This window comes from Phocaeicola intestinalis (genome assembly GCF_014837065.1).
GTDB lineage: Bacteria > Bacteroidota > Bacteroidia > Bacteroidales > Bacteroidaceae > Phocaeicola > Phocaeicola intestinalis.
This window is the reverse complement of sequence record NZ_JACSPP010000008.1, coordinates 33,738-56,422: the sequence shown is the minus strand read 5'-3', so window position 1 is coordinate 56,422 and position 22,685 is coordinate 33,738. Positions and strand designations below refer to the sequence as shown.

Sequence of the window (22,685 nt, the reverse complement as noted above, 5' to 3'; positions counted from 1 at the left end):
ATTGATAAAGTGAGTGTTAAAATAGGAATGGCGGGGAAGGGTAAGCGTAAAAAAATCCGGCTTCCTGTGACGGAAGCCGGATTGAAATTTGTCGCACCTGTATAAATTATACGATGCCTTGAGCCATCATGGCATTTGCCACTTTCATGAATCCGGCTACGTTGGCACCCTTTACGTAGTTGATGTAACCGTCGGGTTCTGTTCCGTATTTCACGCAAGCTTCGTGGATGTTCTTCATGATGCTCTTCAGCTTTTCGTCCACTTCTTCCTGGCTCCAGCTCAGCTTGATGGAGTTCTGAGTCATTTCCAGACCTGATACAGATACACCACCGGCATTGGCAGCCTTACCCGGTGCATAGAGAATCTTCGCTTCCTGGAATACACGGATTGCTTCGGGGGTAGAAGGCATGTTGGCACCTTCGGATACAGCGAATACCCCGTTGGCAACCAAAGCTTTGGCATCGTCGCCGTTGATTTCATTCTGTGTGGCAGAAGGCAGGGCAATGTCGCCTTTCTCGTTCCAAGGACGTGCTCCGGCTACGTATTTGCAGCCGTATTTCTCTGCATATTCGCGGATACGTCCACGGTACAGGTTCTTCAGTTCCATGATGTAATCCAGTTTTTCGCGGTCGATTCCGTCCGGATCGTAGATATAACCGTCTGAGTCGGACATCGTAACTACTTTCGCACCCAACTGAATCAGTTTTTCTACTGTATATTGTGCTACGTTTCCTGCACCTGATACCAGACAGGTCTTGCCTTTGATATCAATGTTGCGGGTCTTCAGCATTTCGAGCAGGAAGTAGATATTTCCGTAACCTGTTGCTTCGGGGCGAATCAATGAACCGCCGAATTCGCGTCCTTTACCGGTAAGCACACCGCTGAATTCACGGGTCAGTTTCTTGTACATGCCGAACATGTAGCCTACTTCACGTCCGCCTACACCGATGTCACCGGCAGGTACATCGGTTTCAGGACCAATGTGACGCCACAATTCCAGCATGAAAGCCTGGCAGAAACGCATTACCTCAGCGTTTGATTTGCCACGTGGAGAGAAGTCTGAACCACCTTTGCCTCCACCCATCGGAAGCGTAGTCAATGAGTTCTTGAATGTTTGTTCGAAAGCCAAGAACTTCAGGATACCGAGGTTTACAGAACTGTGGAAACGGATACCGCCTTTATACGGCCCAATGGCGTTGTTATGCTGTACACGGTATCCCATGTTGGTCTGGATGTTGCCTTTATCGTCCATCCAAGTTACGCGGAACTGGTAAACACGGTCTGGAATACACAAGCGTTCAATCAGATTCACTTTGTCGAATTCAGGATGCTTGTTGTATTCTTCTTCGATTGTACCTAATACTTCTTCTACTGCCTGATGGTACTCAGGTTCATTGGGAAATCTTCTTTTCAGATCTTCTAGGACTTTTGCTGCATTCATTCTTCTAATCTTGTTATTGGTTATTAAATATTCTTCTCATTGTTTGATGTGGCAAAAGTATAGATTATTTTTTATTTATGCAACAATTTAGTAAGAAAATCAGAGTAAAAACATCAAAAAGTTGTTTTTGTTTCGTTTTTGTGTGGAAATGACTACTTCTGCTGTTTCTTTTTTAACGCTTTGACAATCGGAATGAACACCAGGGCACCTGAAATGAGTATTGTCAGGATAAGCATGCCGTCAATTTGTGGGCTGGAAGTAAGAACAATGAAACAAAGTGCTGCCCAAGCCAAGGCTAACACGACACATTGTGAAGAGGTGAGTGGTTTTCGCATAAGGTCAGGGTATGAAAAGGTGTATGGTGACAGAAGAAACGCAGATTCACGAAGATTCTCGCAGTTTTTTAATTTGCGAAAATCTGTGTAAATCTGCGTTTCAAACAGAGACATAAATTTATTTTTGGTTATGCAACTTCTTGGCTACGATCGCATCGATGCAGGCGATAGCGGTGATGTTGACGATATCGCGCACCGAGCTTTCAATGTCGGTAAAGTGAATCGGTTTGTTCAGTCCCATCTGAATCGGGCCGATTACTTCTGTTTCGCTCATGCTTTGGATAAGCTGGTAAGTAGCGTTGGCAGAGTTCAGGTTCGGGAATACCAGTGTATTGACTTCTTTACCTTTCAGGCGGGTGAACGGATATTTCTCGTCACGCAACTCGTTGTTGAGGGCAAATCTTGCCTGCATTTCTCCATCGATAGCCAGATCGGGGAATTCTTGCTGCATGTAGGCTAAGGCTTCGTGCACTTTAGCCGGGCTTCCTTCCTGGTCGGAACCGAAGTTGGAGTAAGCAAGCATTGCCATTACCGGTTCTTGGTTGAAGAAACGTACTGCTTTGGCAGACAATTTGGCGATGTCAATCAGGGTTTCCGTGTCGGGATGGTGGTTGATCAGTGTATCGGCAATGAAATAAGTGCCTTTCTTGGAGTTCAGGATATGCATGGTGCCGAAGTGTTTGTATCCCGGCTGGATGCCGATAACTTCTTTTGCCACCTTAATGGTGTTGGTATATTTGGTATACAGACCTGTAACGAAAGCGTCTGCTTCACCGGTTTCTACCATCATCATACCGAAGTAGTTACGTTCGAACATCTTGTCGTTTGCCTCTTGATAGTTTGCTCCTTCACGGGCACGTTTCTCGCTCAAGATGCGTGCATAGCGTTCACGGCGCTCTGCTTCACGGTCATGACGCAAGTTGACGATTTCGATACCTTCCAGGCTTAAATCCAGTTCTTTGGCAAGTTTTTCGATGCGTTCTTCGTTGCCCAATAGAATCGGGTGGCAGATGCCTTCGGCTTTTGCTTCTACCGCAGCTCTCAGCATATTGGGGTGGATACCTTCAGCAAATACGACACGTTGCGGGTCCTGGCGTGCGGTTTCGTATAACTGGCGGGTAAGCTTGTTTTCTTGTCCCATCAGTTCGCGCAAGTGATTCTTGTATCCGTCCCAGTCGGTGATATGCTTGCGTGCTACTCCCGAATCCATAGCAGCCTTGGCTACAGCCATAGACACTTCGGTTATCAGGCGCGGGTCAACCGGTTTCGGAATGAAATAATCAGGTCCGAAGGTCAGGTTGTTGACATGGTAAGCGTTGTTTACTACATCGGGTACCGGTTTCTTTGCCAGTCCGGCAATGGCGCGTACGGCTGCCAGTTTCATTTCTTCGTTGATGGCTGTGGCACGGGTGTCGAGTGCGCCGCGGAAGATGTAGGGGAATCCGATAACGTTGTTGATTTGGTTCGGGTAATCAGAACGTCCGGTCGACATTAATACATCCGGGCGTGATGCCATGGCGTCTTCGTACGAAATTTCGGGTGTCGGGTTTGCCAATGCGAAAACAATCGGGTGAGAAGCCATGCTGCGTACCATGTCTTGTGTCAGGACATTCCCTTTGGAAAGTCCCAGGAATACATCGGCGCCTTTGATGGCTTCGGCTAATGTATGTACATCGGTGCGGTCTGTCGCAAAGAATTTCTTCTGTTCGTTCAGGTCGGTACGCTCTTTGGTTATGACCCCTTTGCTGTCCAGCATCAGGATGTTTTCCAGTCGCGCTCCCAGTGAGATGTAAAGTTTGGTGCATGATACGGCAGAAGCTCCGGCTCCATTTACCACAATCTTTACTTCTTCTATCTTCTTGCCTGCTACCTCCAGCGCATTCAGCAGTCCTGCACTTGAAATAATGGCAGTTCCGTGCTGGTCATCGTGCATGACCGGGATGTCCAGTTCTTCTTTCAGCCGTTGTTCGATTTTGAAGCACTCAGGTGCTTTGATGTCTTCCAGGTTGATGCCTCCGAATGTCGGGGCAATCGCCTTTACAGCTTCGATGAATTTGTCGGGATCTTTTTCGTTGACTTCAATGTCGAATACATCAATGCCTGCGTAAATCTTGAACAGTAATCCTTTTCCTTCCATAACCGGTTTGCCGCTCATGGCACCGATGTCTCCCAATCCCAATACGGCGGTTCCGTTCGAAATAACCGCTACCAAGTTTCCTTTGTCTGTGTAGTCGTATGCAGTGTCGGGGTTCTTTTGGATTTCCAGACACGGTTCCGCTACACCGGGAGAATAAGCTAAAGACAAATCACGTTGGGTTTGATAAGGCTTGGTCGGTACGACCTCAATTTTTCCTGGCTTGCCTTGCGAGTGATAAAGCAGGGCAGCTTCTTTTGTTATTTTCACCATCTTCTTTTAGATTTATCGTTAATGTGTTGTGCAAAAGTAAGAATAAAATAACAAATGGACGATATTTAGGCTTTAAAAACTCTAAATTGCAGGAATCGTCACATTTTTTGTCGATAAGATTTGTCATTTGGTCGGATTATTAGGACTATATGTAATAACTTCTTTGTTTTATGGTTATTCTTAGTTAAACACCTATTTTATATAGACACTTTTTTCCTATCTTTGCAAAGCTCAAGCGAATGCATTTGGGCAAGTTTTCATAGGCAATTAACAAATCAAGGAAACACTAACAGTTATATTTATGAATATGAGCATGAAAAAAAACAGAAGTTTTTCTTCTAGCCGGATAGCCCTTTTGGCATTGGGCATATCGGCGTTGACTGCATGTAGCAGCCAAGGCGGTAAAATGGGTGATGACGAGTTCACAGTACAGGAAGTGACTTCTACTTCCAGTAATCAGGTGACAAAGTATCCGGCAACAATCAAAGGTTTGCAGGATATTGAAATCCGTCCGCAAGTGTCGGGATTTATCGTGAAATTGTGTGTAGACGAAGGTGCTACCGTTCATAAGGGACAAGCGTTGTTCCAAATTGACCCCACACAATATCAGGCGGCGTTTGACCAGGCTAAGGCAGGAGTTGAGTCTGCGAAAGCAAATCTGAAGACTGTTTCGGAAACGGAAGTGAACAAAAAGATGCTTCACGAACAGAAAATCATCAGTGATTTTGAATATCAGACTGCCGTCAACAACCTGTTGACAGCTAAGGCAAGCCTGGCACAGGCTGAAGCTTCGTACACTGCTGCCAAGCAGAATCTGGGATTCTGTACGGTGACCAGCCCTTCGGACGGCGTTATCGGTACGTTCCCCTACCGTATAGGTGCACTGGTAAGCCCGTCGGTAGCTGATCCTTTGACAACGGTTTCTCAAATCGGGGACATGTATGTGTATTTCTCATTGACCGAAAAGGAACTGTTGAACCTGACCAAGGCAGGTGGTACACTGAAAGAGCAATTGGAGAAGATGCCGGAAGTGCAGCTGGAACTTTCTGATGGAAGCGTTTATGCGGAAAAAGGAAAGATTGATGCCGTGAGCGGTGTTATCGACCAGGAAACCGGTTCGGTAAGCATGCGTGCCATTTTCCCCAATAAGCAGAATGTACTGCGGAGCGGAGGTATGGCGAACATTATCTTCCCTTATACAATGGAAAATGTATTGTTGGTTCCGCAGTCGGCTACGGTAGACATCCAGGACAAGAAGTTCGTTTACGTATTGCAACCGGACAGCACAGTGAAGTATACGGAAATCCAAATCTCGAACTTGAACGACGGCAAGAACTACATTGTGCTTGACGGTTTGAAGTCGGGCGACAAGATTGCCGTAGAAGGTGTAACCCGTTTGAGCGACGGTATGAAGATAACTCCGATTACCCCTGCCCAAAGAGAAGCCAAGTATCAGCAGGCTTTGAAAGACCAGAGAGAAGGCAATCTGGCTACAGCTTTTAATTGATTCAATACGTAAATATCGTTATATAATATATAAGGTATAGAATGAAACTAGATAAATTTATTAACCGTCCGGTATTATCAACCGTTATCTCAATTTTGTTGGTAATCTTGGGTTTTATCGGTTTGGCAACTTTGCCAATTACCCAATATCCGGACATCGCGCCGCCTACCGTTTCGGTTAGTGCGACCTATACAGGTGCCAATGCGCAGGCTGTATTGAACTCTGTGATTTCTCCGTTGGAGGACCAGATCAATGGTGTGGAAAACATGATGTACATGCAGTCTACCGCTACCAATAACGGCTCGGCACGTATCACAGTGTATTTTAATCAAGGAACTGACCCCGATATGGCGCAGGTCAATGTGCAGAACCGTGTGACTCAGGCTCAAGGTCTGTTGCCTGCTGAAGTAACACAGGTCGGTGTGACCACCATGAAGCGTCAGACCTCTATGTTGATGATTTTCTCTATCTATGATAAGGAAGACAAATACAACATCGAGTTCCTCGAAAACTACGCAAGTATCAACTTGATTCCGGAAATCAAGCGTGTAAGCGGTGTGGGTGATGCCAATGTGATGGGTACCGACTACTCCATGCGTATCTGGTTGAAACCGGATGTGATGGCGCAGTATAAGTTGGTGCCGAGTGACATTACGGGAGTATTGGCAGAACAGAACGTGGAAGCTGCTCCGGGACAGTTTGGTGAACGCGGTAACCAGTCGTTCCAATATACCATCCGTTATAAAGGACGTTTGTCGAGCGAAACAGAATTCGGCGATATTGTCATCAAGTCTTTGCCGAACGGTGAATTGCTTCGCTTGAAAGATGTAGCCGAAATGGAATTGGGCCGTTTGACTTACAACTTCAACAATACGGTAAACGGTCACAAGGCTGTATCTTGTATCATCTATCAGATGGCAGGAACCAATGCGACGGAAACCATTGCTAACTTGGAAAAAGTGCTTGCCGAATATGAAAAGAATCTTCCCGAAGGCTTGGGTATCAACATTGCACAGAGTGCCAACGACTTCTTGTTCGCTTCTATTCATGAGGTTGTCAAGACGTTGATTGAAGCATTTATCCTGGTGTTTATCGTAGTATATATCTTCTTGCAGGATATGCGTTCTACGTTGATTCCGGCGATTGCCATTCCGGTAGCTTTGATTGCCACCTTCTTTGCCTTGAAGATTATCGGCTTCAGTATCAACTTGCTGACCTTGTCGGCTATGGTGCTTGCGATTGCGATAGTCGTCGATGATGCCATAGTCGTCGTCGAGGGTGTCCACGCCAAGTTGGACCAGGGATATAAGTCAACGCGTGAGGCATCTATCGATGCCATGAGCGAATTGGGCAGCGCCATCGTTTCCATTACGTTGGTGATGATGTCTGTGTTCATTCCGGTAAGTTTCATGAGTGGTACGGCAGGTACCTTCTATCAGCAGTTCGGTCTGACCATGGCGATTTCTATCGGTTTCTCGGCTCTGAACGCCTTGACGCTTTCTCCGGCATTGTGTGCCTTGTTCTTGAAACCGCATAATTCGGAAGCTACGTTGAAAGAACGTATGGGTACGGCTTATAAGGAGTCTCGTAAGATTCTCGTGGCACGGTATACAGACGCTCTCGGTAAGTGGATGAACCCGAAGATTGTCATTCTCTTTACGGTTGTTGCCATTCTGGGTATGATTTTCGGCTTGTTCAGTTTCGAAGAACATCCGGTGCTCTGTATCGTGATGATTATTATCAGTGTCTTGGCTTTTGCCGGTATGACTACCGACAAGTTCAAGAACTCGTTCAACAAGTCGTATAATTCGTTGCTGGCAAAATACAAGAAACGTGTCGTATTTTTTATCCACAAACGTTGGCTGTCAATGGGTATGGTTGCCGGAGCGATTGTGCTTTTGGTCGTATTCATGAGCATTACACCTACCGGTATGGTGCCGAATGAAGATACGGGTACCATTATGGGTTCTGTGACTTTGCCTCCCGGCACTTCTCAGGAACGTGCGCGTGAAGTATTGGCACAGGTAGACAGCCTGATTGCTGCCGAACCTGCCGTTCAGTCACGTACGGTGATTTCCGGTTTCAGCTTTATCGGTAGCGGTCAGGGACCTTCTTACGGTTCTATCATCATCAAGCTGAAAGACTGGGAAGAACGGAGTACGCAGCAGAGTTCAGATATTGTGGTCGCTACGTTGTTCATGCGTTCACAGAAACTCTTCAAGGATGCGCAAGTACTGTTCTTTGCACCTCCGATGATTCCGGGTTATTCTATTTCAACCGATATCGAGTTGAACATGCAGGATAAGACCGGTGGTAGTCTGGACCACTTCTTCCAGGTGGTAAACGACTATATTGCCGCTTTGCAGGAGCGTCCGGAAATCAATTCGGCTTCTACCAACTTTAACCCGAGCTTCCCGCAATATCAGTTGGATATTGATGCGGCAGCTTGTAAGAAAGCAGGTATCAGCCCGAGCGACATCTTGACAACCATGCAAGGTTACTTTGGTGGTATCTATGCTTCTAACTTCAACAGCTTCGGTAAGATGTACCGTGTGATGATTCAAGCAGAACCCGATGCTACAAAGAACTTGGAGTCGTTGAACGGAATCAAGGTGCGTGGCAGTGACGGCGAGATGGCTCCTATTTCGCAGTTCGTATCGCTGAAGAAGATTTACGGTCCGGATGTCATCAGCCGTTTCAACCTGTATACTTCTATTCAGGTGATGGTTTCTCCGGCTGCCGGTTATTCTTCAGGTCAGGCATTGCAAGCGATTGCTGAAGTAGCAAACGATAACTTGCCTGCCGGTTTCGGTTACGAATTGGGAGGTATGGCGCGTGAAGAGGCACAGACCACCAATACGACAGGAATTATCTTTGTGCTCTGTCTGGTATTCGTTTACTTGTTGCTGAGTGCACAGTATGAAAGCTACCTGTTGCCTTTGGCAGTATTGTTGTCAATACCTTGCGGTTTGTTGGGAAGCTTCCTGTTTGTCAACGGTTTCTCGGCATTGGGCAGTATTCCGGCATTGAAGATGGTATTGGGAACGATGTCGAACGATATTTATATGCAGATTGCGTTGATTATGTTGATGGGTCTGTTGGCAAAGAATGCCATCTTGATTGTAGAGTTCGCGCTCGACCGTCGTAAGCAGGGTATGAGTATATCTTGGGCAGCTGTCTTGGGTGCTTCCGCCCGTCTGCGACCGATTCTGATGACTTCTTTGGCAATGATTATCGGTTTGCTCCCGTTGATGTTCGCCTTCGGTGTAGGTGCCCATGGTAACCGTACATTGGGTGCTTCGGCTATCGGCGGTATGTTGATTGGTATGATTTTCCAGATTTTCATCGTTCCGATTTTGTTCGTGACGTTCCAATGGTTGCAAGAAAAAGTTAAACCGATGGAATGGGATAGCTTGGACGAAAGCGAAGTGGAATCTGAAATTGAACAGTATACTCCTACTAAACGATAAGATGATAATGAAGAAACAAATAATAGGAATTGTGTGCGTAGCTGCTATGATGAGCAGCTGCCACATTTATAAATCGTATGACCGTCCGGAAACGATAGATGCTTCGGGCATCTACCGTGACCCGGTTTCGCCTACGGATACGTTGGCAACAACCGATACGACAAATATGGGAAACCTGCCTTGGCAAGAAGTTTTCCGCGATGCCAAGCTGCAGGCGCTTATTGAAGAGGGATTGGCGAACAATGTGGATTTGCAGGCTGCCGCCCTTCGGGTGGAAGAAGCGAAAGTCATGCTGACTGCTGCCAAGTTGTCTTATCTCCCTTCCATCAATCTGGCTCCTCAAGGTACTGCAACCAGCATGGATGGAGGAAATTATGTAAAGGCTTATACGCTGCCGGTTGCAGCCAGTTGGGAACTTGATTTCTTCGGTAAGATTCTGAATACGAAACGCGGGCAGAAGGTGGCTTATCTTCAGAGCCAATATTCTGAACAAGCTACACGTTCGCAAATCATTTGCGGCATTGCGAATACGTATTATTCTTTGTTGATGCTCGACCGTCAGGTAGAGATTACAAGCCAGACTGTAGACATCTATAAGGAAAACGTACGCACGATGGAAGCGATGAAAATTGCCGGAATGACTACCGAGGCTGCTGTAGCCCAGATGCGTGCCGCTTACCATCAGGTACAGGCTTCGTTGCTGGACTTGCAGCGTCAGGTGCGTGAAACTGAGAACTCGCTTTGCGTGCTGTTGGCAAAGACTCCTCAGCCGATTGACCGCAATACTTTGGATGAGCAGGTGATGCCGGAAGATTTGACGGTCGGTGTTCCTTTGCAATTGTTGGAAAACCGTCCCGATGTTAAGATTGCCGAGATGACTTTGGCAAGTGCATATTATACAACCAATCAGGCGCGTGCTGCGTTTTATCCGGGATTGAACATTACGGCTACGGCAGGTTGGACGAACGGGTCGAACATTTCGGTTGCCAATCCGGCTGAGTTCATGTTTCAGGCATTGGCTTCATTGGCACAACCTATCTTTAACAATGGCAAATTAGTGGCTAACTTAAAGGTTTCGAAAGCTGAAGAAGAGATTGCACGTATGAATTACCAGCAGACCATTTTGGAAGCCGGAGAGGAAGTCAGCAATGCCTTGCGTCTCTATGATACACAGGACAAGAAGCTGGAACACGACCGTCAGCAGGTAGACCAGTTGGACAAGGCGGTTACTTATACCAAAGCATTGTTCCAAAGTGGTGATGCCACATATTTGGAAATCCTGACGGCACAGCAGAACCTGCTGAGCGCTCAATTGACCGAAGTTTCGGACAATATGCAGCGCATACAGGCAGTCGTTTCTTTGTATAGTGCACTGGGCGGAGGTAGAGAATGAGATTTATTAACCTTAAAATAAAGCAACTATGATCAGTCCTTTAGCTTATGTTGACCCGTCTGCAAAGATTGGCAACAATGTTACGGTTCATCCGTTTGCCTATATCGATAAGAATGTCGAGATAGGGGATGACAATGAGATTATGCCTTACGCAAGCCTGATGAGTGGTACACGTATGGGGAACGGTAACAAGGTCTGTCAAGGAGCAGTGATTGCAGCTGTTCCGCAAGACTTTGCCTATACAGGAGAAGATACCATTGCACGCATCGGAGACAATAATGTGATTCGTGAGAATGCCGTGATTATCCGTGCTACACATGCCGACCATGAAACATCGGTGGGTAATGGTAATTTTATCATGACCGGTGCACGTTTGTCGCACGACGTGACAGTAGGCAACCGGTGCATTATCGGAAACGGTTCGCAAATTTCGGGAAACTGCATCGTTTTCGATTGCTCTATCCTGACATCGAATGTGCTGATGCAGGGAAATACGCGGCTGGGAAGTTATTCGGTGGTGCAAGGAGGTTGCCGTTTCGTAAAGGATATACCTCCTTATATCGTGGCAGCGCACGAACCGATTGAGTTCTACAGCATCAGTACGCTTGTGCTGGAGCGTGCAGGATTCTCTGAGACCTTAGTCAAGCACATTGCGCAGGCATACCGTATTTTGTACAAGGCAAATACCTCACAGCACGATGCGCTGATCCGTATCAGGGAGCAGATTCCGAATAGTCCTGAAATTGAGAACATCATCAAGTTTGTGGAATCTTCCAAGCTGGGTATCATTCATTGATTTGTATCTCTTGTTGAGATAAGCATAAAAACTTCCAAAGCCCGTAAGGAGCTTTGGAAGTTTTTTTATTTGGTACGTGTGTGGCGTATGTCGAAAATCTGTTATCTTTGTGCCGTTTTTTTAGTGTGAGAACGATGAAAAATAAAGTTACATCCACGTTTTTCTTTGCTTTGCTGGTTGCAGGAGGTTTGTTGGCGATGTATTTCCTGCCTGTCTTGAAGGTTGGGGGATATACGTTGCGCAAAGTTGATTTACTGTCCGACTTGCGCCCCGACTCTGTGGAGGAGGTGTTGGCAGACTCTGATTCTTTGGTGTTGCCTCCGGTGGTGAAGCCTGCCTTTGTCGATACGTGCAAGACCGGAATGACTTGCATCGAAGACTATGCTGATTCTACGATGCGGGGGATGTCGCATTTCTACGAAGCCTTGTCGGCTTGTCCGACGCTTCGCCGTCCCGTGCGTATTGCTTATTTCGGAGATTCGTTTATCGAAGGAGACATTCTCACTGCCGATTTGCGTGCCATGCTTCAGTCGCGTTTCGGCGGTTGTGGTGTCGGTTATGTCCCGGTTACTTCCCGTGTGGCAGGATTCCGCCCCACGGTTAAACATACGTTCAGCGGTTGGAAGACCCATTCGGTTACTGATTCGGTGGGCTTTAACCGCCGTTTGCAGGATTTGTCCAATCATTATTATTATCCTTCGTCGGGTGCCCGTGTTACGTTGAAAGGTTTGGGTACATACGCTGACCATCTGGGAGCGTGCGAGACGTCTTCCTTCTATTTTGTTTCGCTCGACTCCATCCGGCTTTCGGCTGTACTCAATCAGGGAGCGGATACGGTTTCGTATGCTTTTGCCGGCGACAGCCTGTTACAGGCAGCTACGGTGCAGGAGGATATACGTAGTGTCGAATGGAGAGTGGAACATACAGATTCTACTGCTATCTGTTACGGTGTGACCATGGATCCGTCTTCGGGCATTGTGGTTGACAACTTCAGTACCCGGGGCAGCAGCGGGCAGCAGTTGGGCGGTGTGCCGATGCCGATGTTGCGGGCGTATAACCGGCTCCGTACATACGATTTGATTGTCTTGCAATACGGTTTGAATGTGGCATCGGAAGGTATAACGAATTACCGCTATTACACTTCCGAAATGGTGAAGGTAATCAACCGTTTGAAAGAGGCATTCCCGCAAGCTTCCTTCTTGCTGGTCAGCATCGGAGACCGTGAGTCGAAGGATGAGACAGGCAAGTTGCGTACGATGCCGGGTGTCAAGAACCTGGTGCGCTATCAGCAGGCACTGGCTGCCGAGACGCATATCGCTTTTTGGAATCTTTACGAAGCGATGGGGGGAGAAGGCAGCATCGTGAAAATGGTGGAAAGCAAGCCTCAGATGGCAAACTACGATTATACCCATATTAATTTCAGAGGAGGGAAACACTTGGCTGAATTGTTATTTGAGACATTGATGTACGGCAAGGAACAGCATGAGAAACGGAAAGCTTATGAAAATGAATAGGTTACGATACGCTTTAGCATTGCTCTTTCTGGTGGGACAATGGGTATACGCGCAAGACACCATACCCGTCCAGCCCAAGCCGGACAGGCATTCGGAGCCGATATATTCCAGTGAAGAGATGACCCGGCTCATGGAATTCATTGCCGTAGACAGTCCGATGCCGGATAAGTTCTTGCAGACTGAGGATAATGTTCTGACAGACCCGACGGCTTCTTTAGTGCCTTTCTTTGCAAAGTTAAAGCGGTTGGACCGTCCGGTACGCATTGTGCATATCGGCGATTCGCATGTACGTGGGTACGTTTTTCCGTATGTGATGCGCCGTTGTCTGGAAGATGATTTCGGAATGAGGGCGGTAGAAGACCTTCCGGTGTCTTATCAGACTTCGGGCTTGGCGGTGGAAACAGGCAGGGAAGGAGTGGTGTATCATATCTTGGGGGTAAATGGAGCTACTTGCGCTTCGTATTCCACGCCCGAACGTTTGCAAAAGGTGGCAGACTTGCATCCCGATTTGGTAATCGTGTCATTTGGAACAAACGAGGCGCACGGGAGGCGTTATTCTGCTTCCGAACATACAGAAGCCATGAGCACCATGCTGGCTGTATTGAAACAGCAATGTCCCGATGCGGCTTTTCTATGGACTACTCCGCCCGGCGCTTACGTTAGGAACGGACGGCGCGGACCGCGTGTCATCAATCCGCGGACACCTTCGGTGGTAAGTACCGAATTGCGTTTCGCACGCGAGAACGGGCTTGCCGTTTGGGACTTATACGATATTGTGGGAGGAAAGGAGCGTGCCTGCCTGAACTGGAATGCGGCACATTTCTATCAGCGTGACAAGATTCATTTTACGAGAGAAGGATATATAGTACAAGGTTTATTGCTTCACGAAGCATTCATAAAGGCTTACAACGATTATGTGGCAACTGGATTGGAGTAAACTGGCAGAGGTCCTGACTTATGACCCCAGCCAGCCGATGATATTCAACAGCGGACTGTTTCTGTTTCTTTTTTTAGGGTTCAGCCTGGTTTATGCGCTGTTGCAGAAAAAGACGACGGCACGCCTGCTGTTCGTCACGGCATTTTCGTATTATTTCTATTACAAAAGCAGCGGCATTTATTTCTTCCTGTTGGGAATTGTGACGGTGAGCGACTTCCTGCTTGCCCGGCAGATGGCGCATACGGTCGCTCATTGGAAAAGGAAGTTGCTGGTAGTTGTCAGCCTGTGCATTAACCTGGGCTTGTTGTGTTACTTCAAATACACCAACTTCTTTTACGAAATGCTCTGCCCTTTGTGGAACGGAAGTTTTGAACCGCTCGACATCTTCCTGCCGGTAGGCATTTCCTTCTTTACCTTCCAGTCGCTCAGCTACACCCTCGATGTGTATAGGGGCGACCTGAAACCACTTTCCAGCCTGCTCGATTATGCTTTTTATGTATCGTTCTTTCCCCAGCTGGTGGCGGGTCCCATTGTGCGTGCCCGCGATTTCGTGCCTCAGATACGCCAGCCGCTTAGGGTTACCAACGAGATGTTCGGGCAGGGTATCTTCTTTATCGTGAGCGGTCTGTTCAAGAAGGCGGTCATATCCGATTACATCAGCATCAATTTCGTGGAGCGCATCTTCGATAATCCCGGTTTGTATTCGGGATTGGAAAACCTGTTCGGGGTATATGGCTATGCGCTGCAGATTTATTGCGACTTTTCGGGGTACAGCGATATGGCAATCGGGCTTGCCCTGCTGTTGGGCTTCCGTTTCCCCATCAACTTCAATTCGCCATACAAGTCGGACAGCGTGACCGATTTCTGGCATCGCTGGCACATATCCCTTTCTACGTGGCTCCGCGATTATCTGTACATTTCGATGGGAGGGAACCGCAAGGGGAAGGTCCGCACGTACATCAACTTGATTGTAACGATGCTTTTGGGAGGCTTGTGGCACGGAGCTTCTTGGAATTTCATCGTGTGGGGAGGGCTTCATGGAGCAGCGTTGGCGGTGCATAAGTTCTTGCGCAGCCTGTTGCACCGTCCCAAGACCTATCGCAGTACGGGGATTCGGCGTTTCTTTGCGGTGGTGATTACCTTCCATTTCGTCTGCTTCTGCTGGATATTCTTCCGCAACACCACGTTCGAAGGTTCGCAGACGATGATCCGCCAAATCTTTACTTCGTTCCATCCCGAATTGTTCGTGCAGTTGATTACGGGTTATTGGAAAGTTTTTGCGCTGATGGCGTTGGGTTACGTGCTTCATTGGTTGCCCGATAGCTGGCAGGATGCGTGCAGCCGGGGCGTGGTCCGCCTTCCGCTGGTAGGGCAGGCGTTGCTGGTCATTGTGTTGATATTTATCGTGATTCAGGTAAAGAGCAGCGACATCCAGCCTTTCATTTACTTCCAGTTCTAAGGGAAACGTCTTTCACCGTAGAGGCTTTATGGTCAAACAGAAATGAAATGCGAAAAGTCCGGTGATTCCTTATATTGAACGCAAAGGCGCAAAGGCGCGAAAGGATAATTTGGAGAAGGTAAAAGGTTGCGAAGCCCAATGCCGGCCTTTGTACTCTTGGCTCTCTCAAAGATAAAAACTCAGCGCTTCTGCGTCTTTGCGTTCCATTCCTTTTAATAGGTTGATATTGTGAAGGGATATTGCTGCATGGCCCGATGCATATAGCTTCTTCCCTCAGTCCTTGTAGCCAGGACTGCAGTCCTGATAGGCTAGGACTGGAGTACTGACCGCAGAGGATAGCAGTCCTGACAGGACAGGACTGGCAGGATAATAGGGCGTGTTGGGCTTCGCAGCCGAATGCGTTTGCCATTTATTCCGTATCTTTCTTCAGCTTCTTTTCGACGGTAAACTCGTATTGTCCTTGATACCAGTTGCCCGACCCTTCTTTCACTTGCGTGCTTTCCATATCGGCAAGATCCGTGCTGTCCGATTGGAAAGTGCCTCCGTTGGCTTCTCCGTCGATGTCATCGAAGTAAACTTTCTGCTTGCCGATACCTCCGGTAGTGTTCATTTCGTTGGCAAATGCCCCTTGCTTGTCGGTGTAGACCGTATCGTCCATATACGGATTGGGCGTGTTGTCCCACGCATTTCGGATAATGACCCGAATGTTCTCAATCGGGTTTCCGGCTTCATCGGTCACGGTGCCTTTTACCCGATATTCTACAGAAGGGCTTCCGTATTCTAATGGATAATCATCAGGGTAATCACCATTGTTTTCATCGTCGCAGGCGGTAAATCCTAATGCGACCAGTGCGCCCGATAGGAGGCGCGTTATCCATTTGTTTGTTTTCATATACGTTTTGATTTATGATTTGGTGAATAATTTGTGCAAATGACATACTAACAGTTCACCTTTCTCGTTGCGCAGGTGCATGCCGTTACCCCGGCAATAGCGGAAATAGTCGCACGAGGCACATTCGCCGGTGCGCATCCATTCGCGGTCGCGATAGGGGAGGAAGCGGTTTTCCCATACTTCCATGAACTCGTCCTGATAGATGTTGCCTTGGTGATAATCGGCGCGGATGCTGGGGCACGAGGAGATAGACCCGTCTATCAGTACCGAACCGACAGTGATGCCTGCCTGACAACTGAACAGGTGGTCGCGCACGTCTCCTTCGTAGTTGCCCAAGAAGCCTTCGCATCCGTAACTGATGCGGATGTCTCCGGATTGGCGCGTGCGTTTGATGAAGTCCAGCATCCCCCGGAACTCTTCGGGAGAGAGTTGCAGTTCGGCATCGTGCGCCGCCCTTCCTATGGGGAACACGGTGAAGAGCCGCCAGCGTTTCAGTCCGATGCCGATGAGGTATTGTTTCAGTTCTTCCAGGTAAGGGTAATTGTGCTTGTTCACGCAGGTCACTACATCGAACACGAAGCCGGGTAAGGCTGCCAGCATACGGATGGCTTTGATGGCACGGTCGAAGCTTTCCGGATGTCCGCGCATCCAGTTGTGCTCTTCCTTGAATCCGTCCAGACTGACGGTAGCCGAGTGCATGCCGGCACGGATGAGGCTTTCCAACCGTTCGGGAGTAAGGAACAATCCGTTTGTCACCATGCCCCAAGGGAATCCTTTTTCGTAAATGGCTCGTCCGCATTCTTCCAAATCTTCGCGCACCAGCGGTTCGCCTCCGGTCAGGATGACGAATACCTTGTGCGGGTCGGTGTGTGCGGCTACATTGTCCAGCACCCGCAGGAAATCTTCTTTCGGCATGTCCTGGTAGCCGGCTATCTTTTTGCAATCGCTTCCGCAATGGCGGCAATGCAGGTTACAGCGCAGCGTGCATTCCCAGAACAATTGCCGCAACGGATGTTCCTTGATAAGGTTGTCGGTAAGCTTCCGGTTGATTTCCAACCCCAGGCGTTTGCGTAGTGTAAGTGATTCTTTCATAAACAATGTTTTTCACATTTTTATTAAGTAAATGAAAGAAAACTTCGAATACTGCATGTCATGTCCTGTTTTTTTACGTTCAGAAGCCCAACCGTTTGAATTCGTTTTCGAAGTTAGGCGTGAAGATGCCTGTGCCTAATGCTTTCCGGATGTCCTCTAAAGTCCAGAAGCGTCCGCCGTCCAGTTCGTCGCTGGGGGTGATAGTGCCGTCGTAGGTAGTACGGTGGCTGAATACCAGTTCTTTTTCACGGTCGGACTCGAATACATAATGTGTCAGGAGTTGGGGCGTGAAGCCGGTAATGCCTAATTCTTCGCGTGCCTCCCGTATCAGAGCCATTTCTACACTCTCGCCCAGGTCGATGTGTCCGCCTACCGATGTGTCCCATTTGCCGGGCTGGATGTCTTTCCACGCCGGACGGCGTTGCAGGAAGAGTTCGCCCCGGCTGTTGAACACGTGCAAGTGTACTACCGGATGCAGCAGTTTGCTCCCGTTGTGGCATTCGCCCCGCGTGGCTGCTCCCGTTATGTTTCCCTCTTCATCTACGAGGAGGAACATTTCTTTTTCGTTGTCGCTTGTCATATCTTGATTCGTTTATCGGATGAAAAAAATCACCACAGGGGACACAGAGTATCACAGAGGAAAATTTAAAGACTCTGTGTGCCTCTGTGGCCTCTGTGGTGAAATATTGCTTGTTTTATCGTCACAAAAATAAGCATTTCATCGGATTTATCCTGCATCGCCAGCCGATTTATTCGGGAGAAACCGTCCGCAGCACGTAGCCTTTTTTCTTGATGGACTCGATGCGTATGCCCGAATCGTCTTTCAGGTAGTGGCGCAGGTAGGAAATCTGCACGTTCAGCGCAAGCGAGTTGGCGTACGAGTCGTTTCCCCATACGTGGGTCAGGATGTCTTCGCGGTAGACGGTCTGGTTGATGTTTTGGAACAGCAGGGTCAGTATTTCCGCCTGACGCGAGGTGACGGTGTGCGCCGTGCCGCATACGGTCAGCTCGTTGGTTTCGGGCGAGAAGAGGGTATGGTTGGCTTGGTAGTGCGGGTTGTCTTCGCTGGTGCTGCCCGCGAAACGTTCTTCTATCTTTGCCAATAGTTCTTCGGGATAGAAGGGCTTGGGGATGTAGTCGTTCCCTTTCAGGCTGAATCCTTTCAGACGGTCGGAGATTTCGGTGCGGTCGGACAGGAAGAACAGCAGCACTTTCTTGTCCCAGCTGCGGATTTGCCGTGCCACCTCGAAGCCGTTTATCTCCGGCATATTGATGTCCAGCAATACCAGGTCGGGGCGGCAGAGGCGGAACTGCTCCAGCGCCTGCTTCCCGTCGGGCACGTGTACGACTTCGTAGCCTGCTCTTTCGAGGAAGCGTTTCAAGAACAACGAATATGTGGCGTCGTCGTCGGCAAACAGGATTTTTAAGGGTGAATCGTTCATTGCGGTATAGATATATAAAAGGTGGTACCTCGGTTTGGTTCGCTCTCTACGCGGATGTGCCCGCGGTGGGCTTCCACCAAGCTTTTTACGTAGCTCAGCCCCAGTCCCAGTCCCGGAATGTTCTCGCGGCGCACTGCCGGGCTGCGGTAGAATTTCTCGAAGATGTGTTTCAGCTCGTCGGCTGGGATGCCCCTGCCGTTGTCGCTCACCTTGATGTCTGTCCGGTTGCCCGTCTGGCGGAGGGTAATTGTAATGACGGCTTCGCCCCGCGCATACTTCACGGCGTTTTCCAGCAGGTTGCTGAAGATGTTGCTGATGTGCATCCGGTCGGCTTTCACGAGGATGTCTTGCGGCTCGGAGTCGATGCGGATGCTCACGCCCTGCCTTTCGGCCTTTTCCGCCAGCGGACGGAGGAGGGCGTTCAGGCTGAACACGGTGCGGTTGAGCGGGATTTCCTTGAAGTCGCCGTAGGTCATGTCGCGCAGCTTCGAGAAGTAAGCGGAGAGGTTGTCCAGCTCTGCTTGTGCATCGGCAACCGCTTCCCGGCGCAATGTTTCATCGCGGCTCATTTCTTTGTCCTTAAGTACCGACATCAGGATTTTTAGCGACTGTACGGGGCGTTTCAGTTCGTGAATCATCGCGTGCAGGAAGTCGTTGCGCAGGCGGTTCAGCTTCCGTTCGCCGTGAATGGTGCGTGCCTGGTAGATGAGGCAGAGCATCAGGAGGATTGCCCATACGGCAGATGCCGCCAGCATCCAGTATATCTCTTTCAGCAGCGTGCCGGTCTTGAGGCTGCCTCCGATGAAGACGCTTTCCCGGTTCAGGGGGTTGATGCCGAACTGCAGTCGGTACGTGGGGCGGAAGAAACTGCCTGCCGACACGGTCTCGATGTCCGCCAACAGCTGCCGTCCGGCAGAGGCGGTGACCGTGAGTGCCGGTTCGTCCAGCCGTTCGCGCAAGAAGGCTTCCAGTGCTTGTGGGGAGGCAAGCCCGCGTTCGCTTGCTACGTAGCGTGTCGCCAAGGTACTCCAGTTGTTGTAGGAGACGGAAGCAGGCAGGTAGAACGTGTCGGTCTGTAGCGTCAGGCGAGGGTTCAGCCGCACGATGCCGTTTTCAACGTACGAGCCGGGCACCGAAGTGTAGGTGTCCAGCAGCTCATGGGTTTCGGCGGTAAAGAGGTAGACCACGAAGCCTTTGTCGGACGGCACCTCCATTTGCTGGCGGAAGAAGTCGCCGCAGCATTGTCCTACCAGCCGTTTCTGTTCGTTGACCGCCTGCTCCAGCGCGTGCCGGCACTGCAGGCGGAAGCCGATTGCCTGCGCTATCAGAATGGACAGCGAGGCGACTATGGTGACGAGGTTTATCCAAGGGACTGATTTCTTCATAAGCGTATGTTTGATTGTGCACGACAAAGATAGCGGAAAAACCCGGAACTGTGGCGCGGAGTAATAAAATAGTAATATAGGCGTAACCCACGGGTAAGGATTATTTTTCGCCGCCGGGAAGTTTTGCCGTTACTTTGCAGCGAGTTCCAGCCGGATAAGCATTGTCGGAGGCTCGGACGATGCCAATCCTGTAGGATAAGTGTTGCCGACTGCGGACGGAATGATAAATCTTAACGAAAACAAAACATACGATGATGAAAAGAATGATTTTTACAGCGATGTTGCTGCACTGCGTCTGTGCAGGCATCGGGGCGGACAGCCTGACGGGAAAAGTGACGGATGAGGCGCATCGGGGAGTGGCGTACGCCAATGTGGTGCTGCTCGCGCTGCCCGATTCGGTTTTTGTGGCTGGCACGGTGAGCGATGCCGACGGATGTTTCATGCTGGAGGCTTCGGCTCTGGGCGAAGGCTTGCTGCGGTTCTCGTGCTTGGGCTACCACTCGTGCACGGTTCCGGCAAGCGGCTTTACGGGTGAAGTGACGCTGCGCGAAGAGAGCGTTCGGCTGCAGGGCGTGGAGGTGGTGGCGGAACGTCCCGTTCATCAGCAGAAAGACGGTGCGCTGCTGACCCGCGTGGAGGGCACGACGTTGAGCCAATACCACCGCATCAACGATATGCTGGCGGTGTTGCCGGGGATGACGTTCACCGTGTCGGGCGGGGTGGAAGTGTTCGGCTTGGGCACTCCGGTGATTTACATCAACAACCGCAAGGCGCGTGCCGATGAGCTGCAGCAGCTCACGCCGCAAGACATCCGTTCGGTGGAGCTGATTACCAATCCGGGCGCACGCTACGACGCCGAGGGGAAAGCGGTGCTGAAGGTCTATACCTTGCGCCGTGACGACGGGCATGCCTTGCTGGCGGAGCACGTGTCGGAGCAGGGCAGGCGGTATTCCGACTACGAGACGCTGCGCTACGACTACTGGAACCGGAAGCTCCACGTGTCGGCGTATTACCAGTATGCCGATTACCGTTCGGTGGTGAACCAGCCGCAATCGCACGAGCTGGCGTTGGGCGACAGCCTGTATCTGTACCGGAATCCCGACCAGGGCGACCGCCGCGACACGAAGCAACATACGTGGTACGCTAATGCAGATTATGAGCTTACCGCCCGTCACGTGATAGGGGCGAAGGTGGAAGGCACACATACACGTGACTATACGTTCCGTACCGGGAACCTGGCATACGGGTGGAGCCATGCACCCTTGGCGGAAAAAGACATCGACAACGATTACCTGAACCGCACCGACGTGTATCACGCCAACCTGTTCCATAACGCCGACTGGAGCGACCGGCTTTCGTCCGCCCTCAACCTCGACTTTGTGTACAACCGGAACCGCTACCGGCAGGCGACGGCGGAAACAAGTTCGGGCGAATGGCTGGAAACAGAAAGCCGTGGGAAGGGGAATTTGTCGATTGCCTCGGGCCAGTTGGCGTTCGATTACCGCCCTGCCTCCGGTGTGCAGGTGGGCTTTGGAAGCGACGTGAGCCGGGTGCATACGCACAACGAACTGCAGAGCAGGGCAGACAATGTGGCGGCTTCGCTTTACGATGAAGACGAAGTGCGTGCGGCGGCGTTTGCAGACGTGTCGGCAGAGGCGGGCGACTTTTCTTTCCGGGCAGGCGTGCGTTACGAATATATGCAGATGAAGTTCCGCGACCGGCTGGACGCTTCGGGTAACCTGACCCACCGCTTTCACAACGTCTATCCTTCGGCAAGCGTCAGCTACAAGCGTAACGGCTGGAGCCAGACGTTGTCTTTCTCGTCGCGCACCACGCGCCCTTCGTTCCGCCAGCTGAGCAACGCCGTCTATTACAGCAACGAGTTCATGTACCAGCGGGGCAATCCGCTGCTGCTGCCTGCCACGGCGTACAAGCTGGAGTGGAGCATCAGCCACAAACCCTTTTATTTCAGCGCGAGCTATACGTACGAGAAGAACCACCTGTCCACCTGCCATGAGGAAGAAGCGGGAAACCGAATCATCAGCACCTTTTGCAATTACCGCCGCATTCAGTACCTGAAGGCGACGCTGAACATTCAGAAGACGTTCGGCATCTGGCATCCTTCCCTTACGCTGGGCATCAGCCAGCCCTTTTTCGAAGTGATGTACCGGGGCGAGCCGCTTGCGTATAATTCGCCCAACTGTACCGCCGCGCTCAACCAGCAGTTCACGTTCCGGAAAGACTACCTGCTGAGCGTGTATTACGCCTTCTATTCCGGCGGTGATTTGGGGAGCGTGTCCATTCGTCCTTACCAAATGCTGAATCTGGAATTGCAGAAAGATTTCTTCGAGAAGCGTTTCAGCGTCAGTCTGAAGGCTTACGACCTGCTGCACACCATGAAGTTCCGTGAAGAGCAGCGTGAGGGAAACCTCCGTTTCACCCAGACCGAAGACTACCAGCTATGGAATTTCTCCGTCAGCCTGGTCTTCCGTTTCAATCAGTTGAAGAACACGTACCGCGGCAAGAACTCATCGGCAAGCGATATGGAGCGGATGTGACGAAAGGTATTAGGTGACAAGGTACTAGGTACTAGGCACTAGGTTCTGAATAGCTTG

16 protein-coding genes are annotated in these 22,685 nt (G+C 49.9%); 8 read left to right on the top strand and 8 right to left on the bottom strand.

Annotated features, from left to right (window positions below; genetic code table 11):
* Positions 1 to 106 precede the first annotated feature (106 nt).
* From H9625_RS04335 to H9625_RS04330, 3 genes are all read right to left on the bottom strand, one after another.
* On the bottom strand, positions 107 to 1,441 hold the full coding sequence (locus H9625_RS04335) for an NADP-specific glutamate dehydrogenase (RefSeq protein WP_013617649.1): 1,335 nt from the start codon (positions 1,439 to 1,441) through the stop codon (positions 107 to 109).
* A 152-nt stretch (positions 1,442 to 1,593) separates the two neighbouring features.
* Positions 1,594 to 1,776 carry a hypothetical protein gene (locus H9625_RS17590; protein WP_087210759.1) on the bottom strand — a complete coding sequence of 61 codons (183 nt, stop codon included), beginning with the start codon at positions 1,774 to 1,776 and terminating at the stop codon, positions 1,594 to 1,596.
* 118 nt (positions 1,777 to 1,894) lie between these two features.
* A complete protein-coding gene (locus H9625_RS04330; RefSeq protein ID WP_022041106.1) occupies positions 1,895 to 4,183 on the bottom strand; it encodes an NADP-dependent malic enzyme in 2,289 nt (762 codons plus the stop codon).
* Positions 4,184 to 4,484: 301 nt separating this feature from the next.
* Here H9625_RS04330 and H9625_RS04325 point away from each other — a divergent pair, with 301 nt between their 5' ends.
* From H9625_RS04325 to H9625_RS04295, 7 genes are all read left to right on the top strand, one after another.
* On the top strand, positions 4,485 to 5,690 hold the full coding sequence (locus H9625_RS04325) for an efflux RND transporter periplasmic adaptor subunit (RefSeq protein WP_022041105.1): 1,206 nt from the start codon (positions 4,485 to 4,487) through the stop codon (positions 5,688 to 5,690).
* Positions 5,691 to 5,731: 41 nt separating this feature from the next.
* Entirely contained in the window at positions 5,732 to 9,160 is a 3,429-nt protein-coding gene (locus H9625_RS04320; RefSeq protein WP_087210748.1) for an efflux RND transporter permease subunit, read from the top strand.
* 1 nt (position 9,161) lies between these two features.
* Positions 9,162 to 10,553: a TolC family protein gene (locus H9625_RS04315; RefSeq protein WP_174490715.1), complete on the top strand. Its 1,392-nt coding sequence runs from the start codon at positions 9,162 to 9,164 to the stop codon at positions 10,551 to 10,553.
* Positions 10,554 to 10,581: 28 nt separating this feature from the next.
* On the top strand, positions 10,582 to 11,349 hold the full coding sequence (gene lpxA, locus H9625_RS04310) for an acyl-ACP--UDP-N-acetylglucosamine O-acyltransferase (RefSeq protein ID WP_013617643.1): 768 nt from the start codon (positions 10,582 to 10,584) through the stop codon (positions 11,347 to 11,349).
* A 134-nt stretch (positions 11,350 to 11,483) separates the two neighbouring features.
* Positions 11,484 to 12,863 carry an SGNH/GDSL hydrolase family protein gene (locus H9625_RS04305; RefSeq protein WP_191763144.1) on the top strand — a complete coding sequence of 460 codons (1,380 nt, stop codon included), beginning with the start codon at positions 11,484 to 11,486 and terminating at the stop codon, positions 12,861 to 12,863.
* Entirely contained in the window at positions 12,850 to 13,800 is a 951-nt protein-coding gene (locus H9625_RS04300; protein ID WP_191763143.1) for a GDSL-type esterase/lipase family protein, read from the top strand. Before H9625_RS04305 ends, H9625_RS04300 begins: the two co-directional genes overlap by 14 nt.
* Positions 13,778 to 15,259: an MBOAT family O-acyltransferase gene (locus tag H9625_RS04295; protein ID WP_191763142.1), complete on the top strand. Its 1,482-nt coding sequence runs from the start codon at positions 13,778 to 13,780 to the stop codon at positions 15,257 to 15,259. The genes H9625_RS04300 and H9625_RS04295 overlap by 23 nt, the downstream gene beginning before the upstream one ends.
* Before the next feature lie 409 nt (positions 15,260 to 15,668).
* Here H9625_RS04295 and H9625_RS04290 read toward each other — a convergent pair whose 3' ends face one another.
* The 5 genes from H9625_RS04290 to H9625_RS04270 all read right to left on the bottom strand — a co-directional run bounded on the left by H9625_RS04290 (position 15,669) and on the right by H9625_RS04270 (position 20,070).
* Entirely contained in the window at positions 15,669 to 16,151 is a 483-nt protein-coding gene (locus H9625_RS04290) for a radical SAM-associated putative lipoprotein (protein WP_191763141.1), read from the bottom strand.
* 12 nt (positions 16,152 to 16,163) lie between these two features.
* Positions 16,164 to 17,243, bottom strand: a complete 1,080-nt coding sequence (locus H9625_RS04285) for a TIGR04133 family radical SAM/SPASM protein (RefSeq protein ID WP_087406962.1) — start codon at positions 17,241 to 17,243, stop codon at positions 16,164 to 16,166.
* Positions 17,244 to 17,322: 79 nt separating this feature from the next.
* Positions 17,323 to 17,823 carry an NUDIX hydrolase gene (locus tag H9625_RS04280; protein WP_191763140.1) on the bottom strand — a complete coding sequence of 167 codons (501 nt, stop codon included), beginning with the start codon at positions 17,821 to 17,823 and terminating at the stop codon, positions 17,323 to 17,325.
* A gap of 169 nt (positions 17,824 to 17,992) precedes the next feature.
* Positions 17,993 to 18,685 carry a response regulator transcription factor gene (locus tag H9625_RS04275; RefSeq protein ID WP_191763138.1) on the bottom strand — a complete coding sequence of 231 codons (693 nt, stop codon included), beginning with the start codon at positions 18,683 to 18,685 and terminating at the stop codon, positions 17,993 to 17,995.
* On the bottom strand, positions 18,682 to 20,070 hold the full coding sequence (locus H9625_RS04270) for a sensor histidine kinase (protein ID WP_191763135.1): 1,389 nt from the start codon (positions 20,068 to 20,070) through the stop codon (positions 18,682 to 18,684). The genes H9625_RS04275 and H9625_RS04270 overlap by 4 nt, the downstream gene beginning before the upstream one ends.
* A gap of 251 nt (positions 20,071 to 20,321) precedes the next feature.
* Here H9625_RS04270 and H9625_RS04265 point away from each other — a divergent pair, with 251 nt between their 5' ends.
* Positions 20,322 to 22,628 carry a TonB-dependent receptor domain-containing protein gene (locus H9625_RS04265; RefSeq protein WP_191763133.1) on the top strand — a complete coding sequence of 769 codons (2,307 nt, stop codon included), beginning with the start codon at positions 20,322 to 20,324 and terminating at the stop codon, positions 22,626 to 22,628.
* The last annotated feature ends 57 nt before the right edge of the window (positions 22,629 to 22,685 follow it).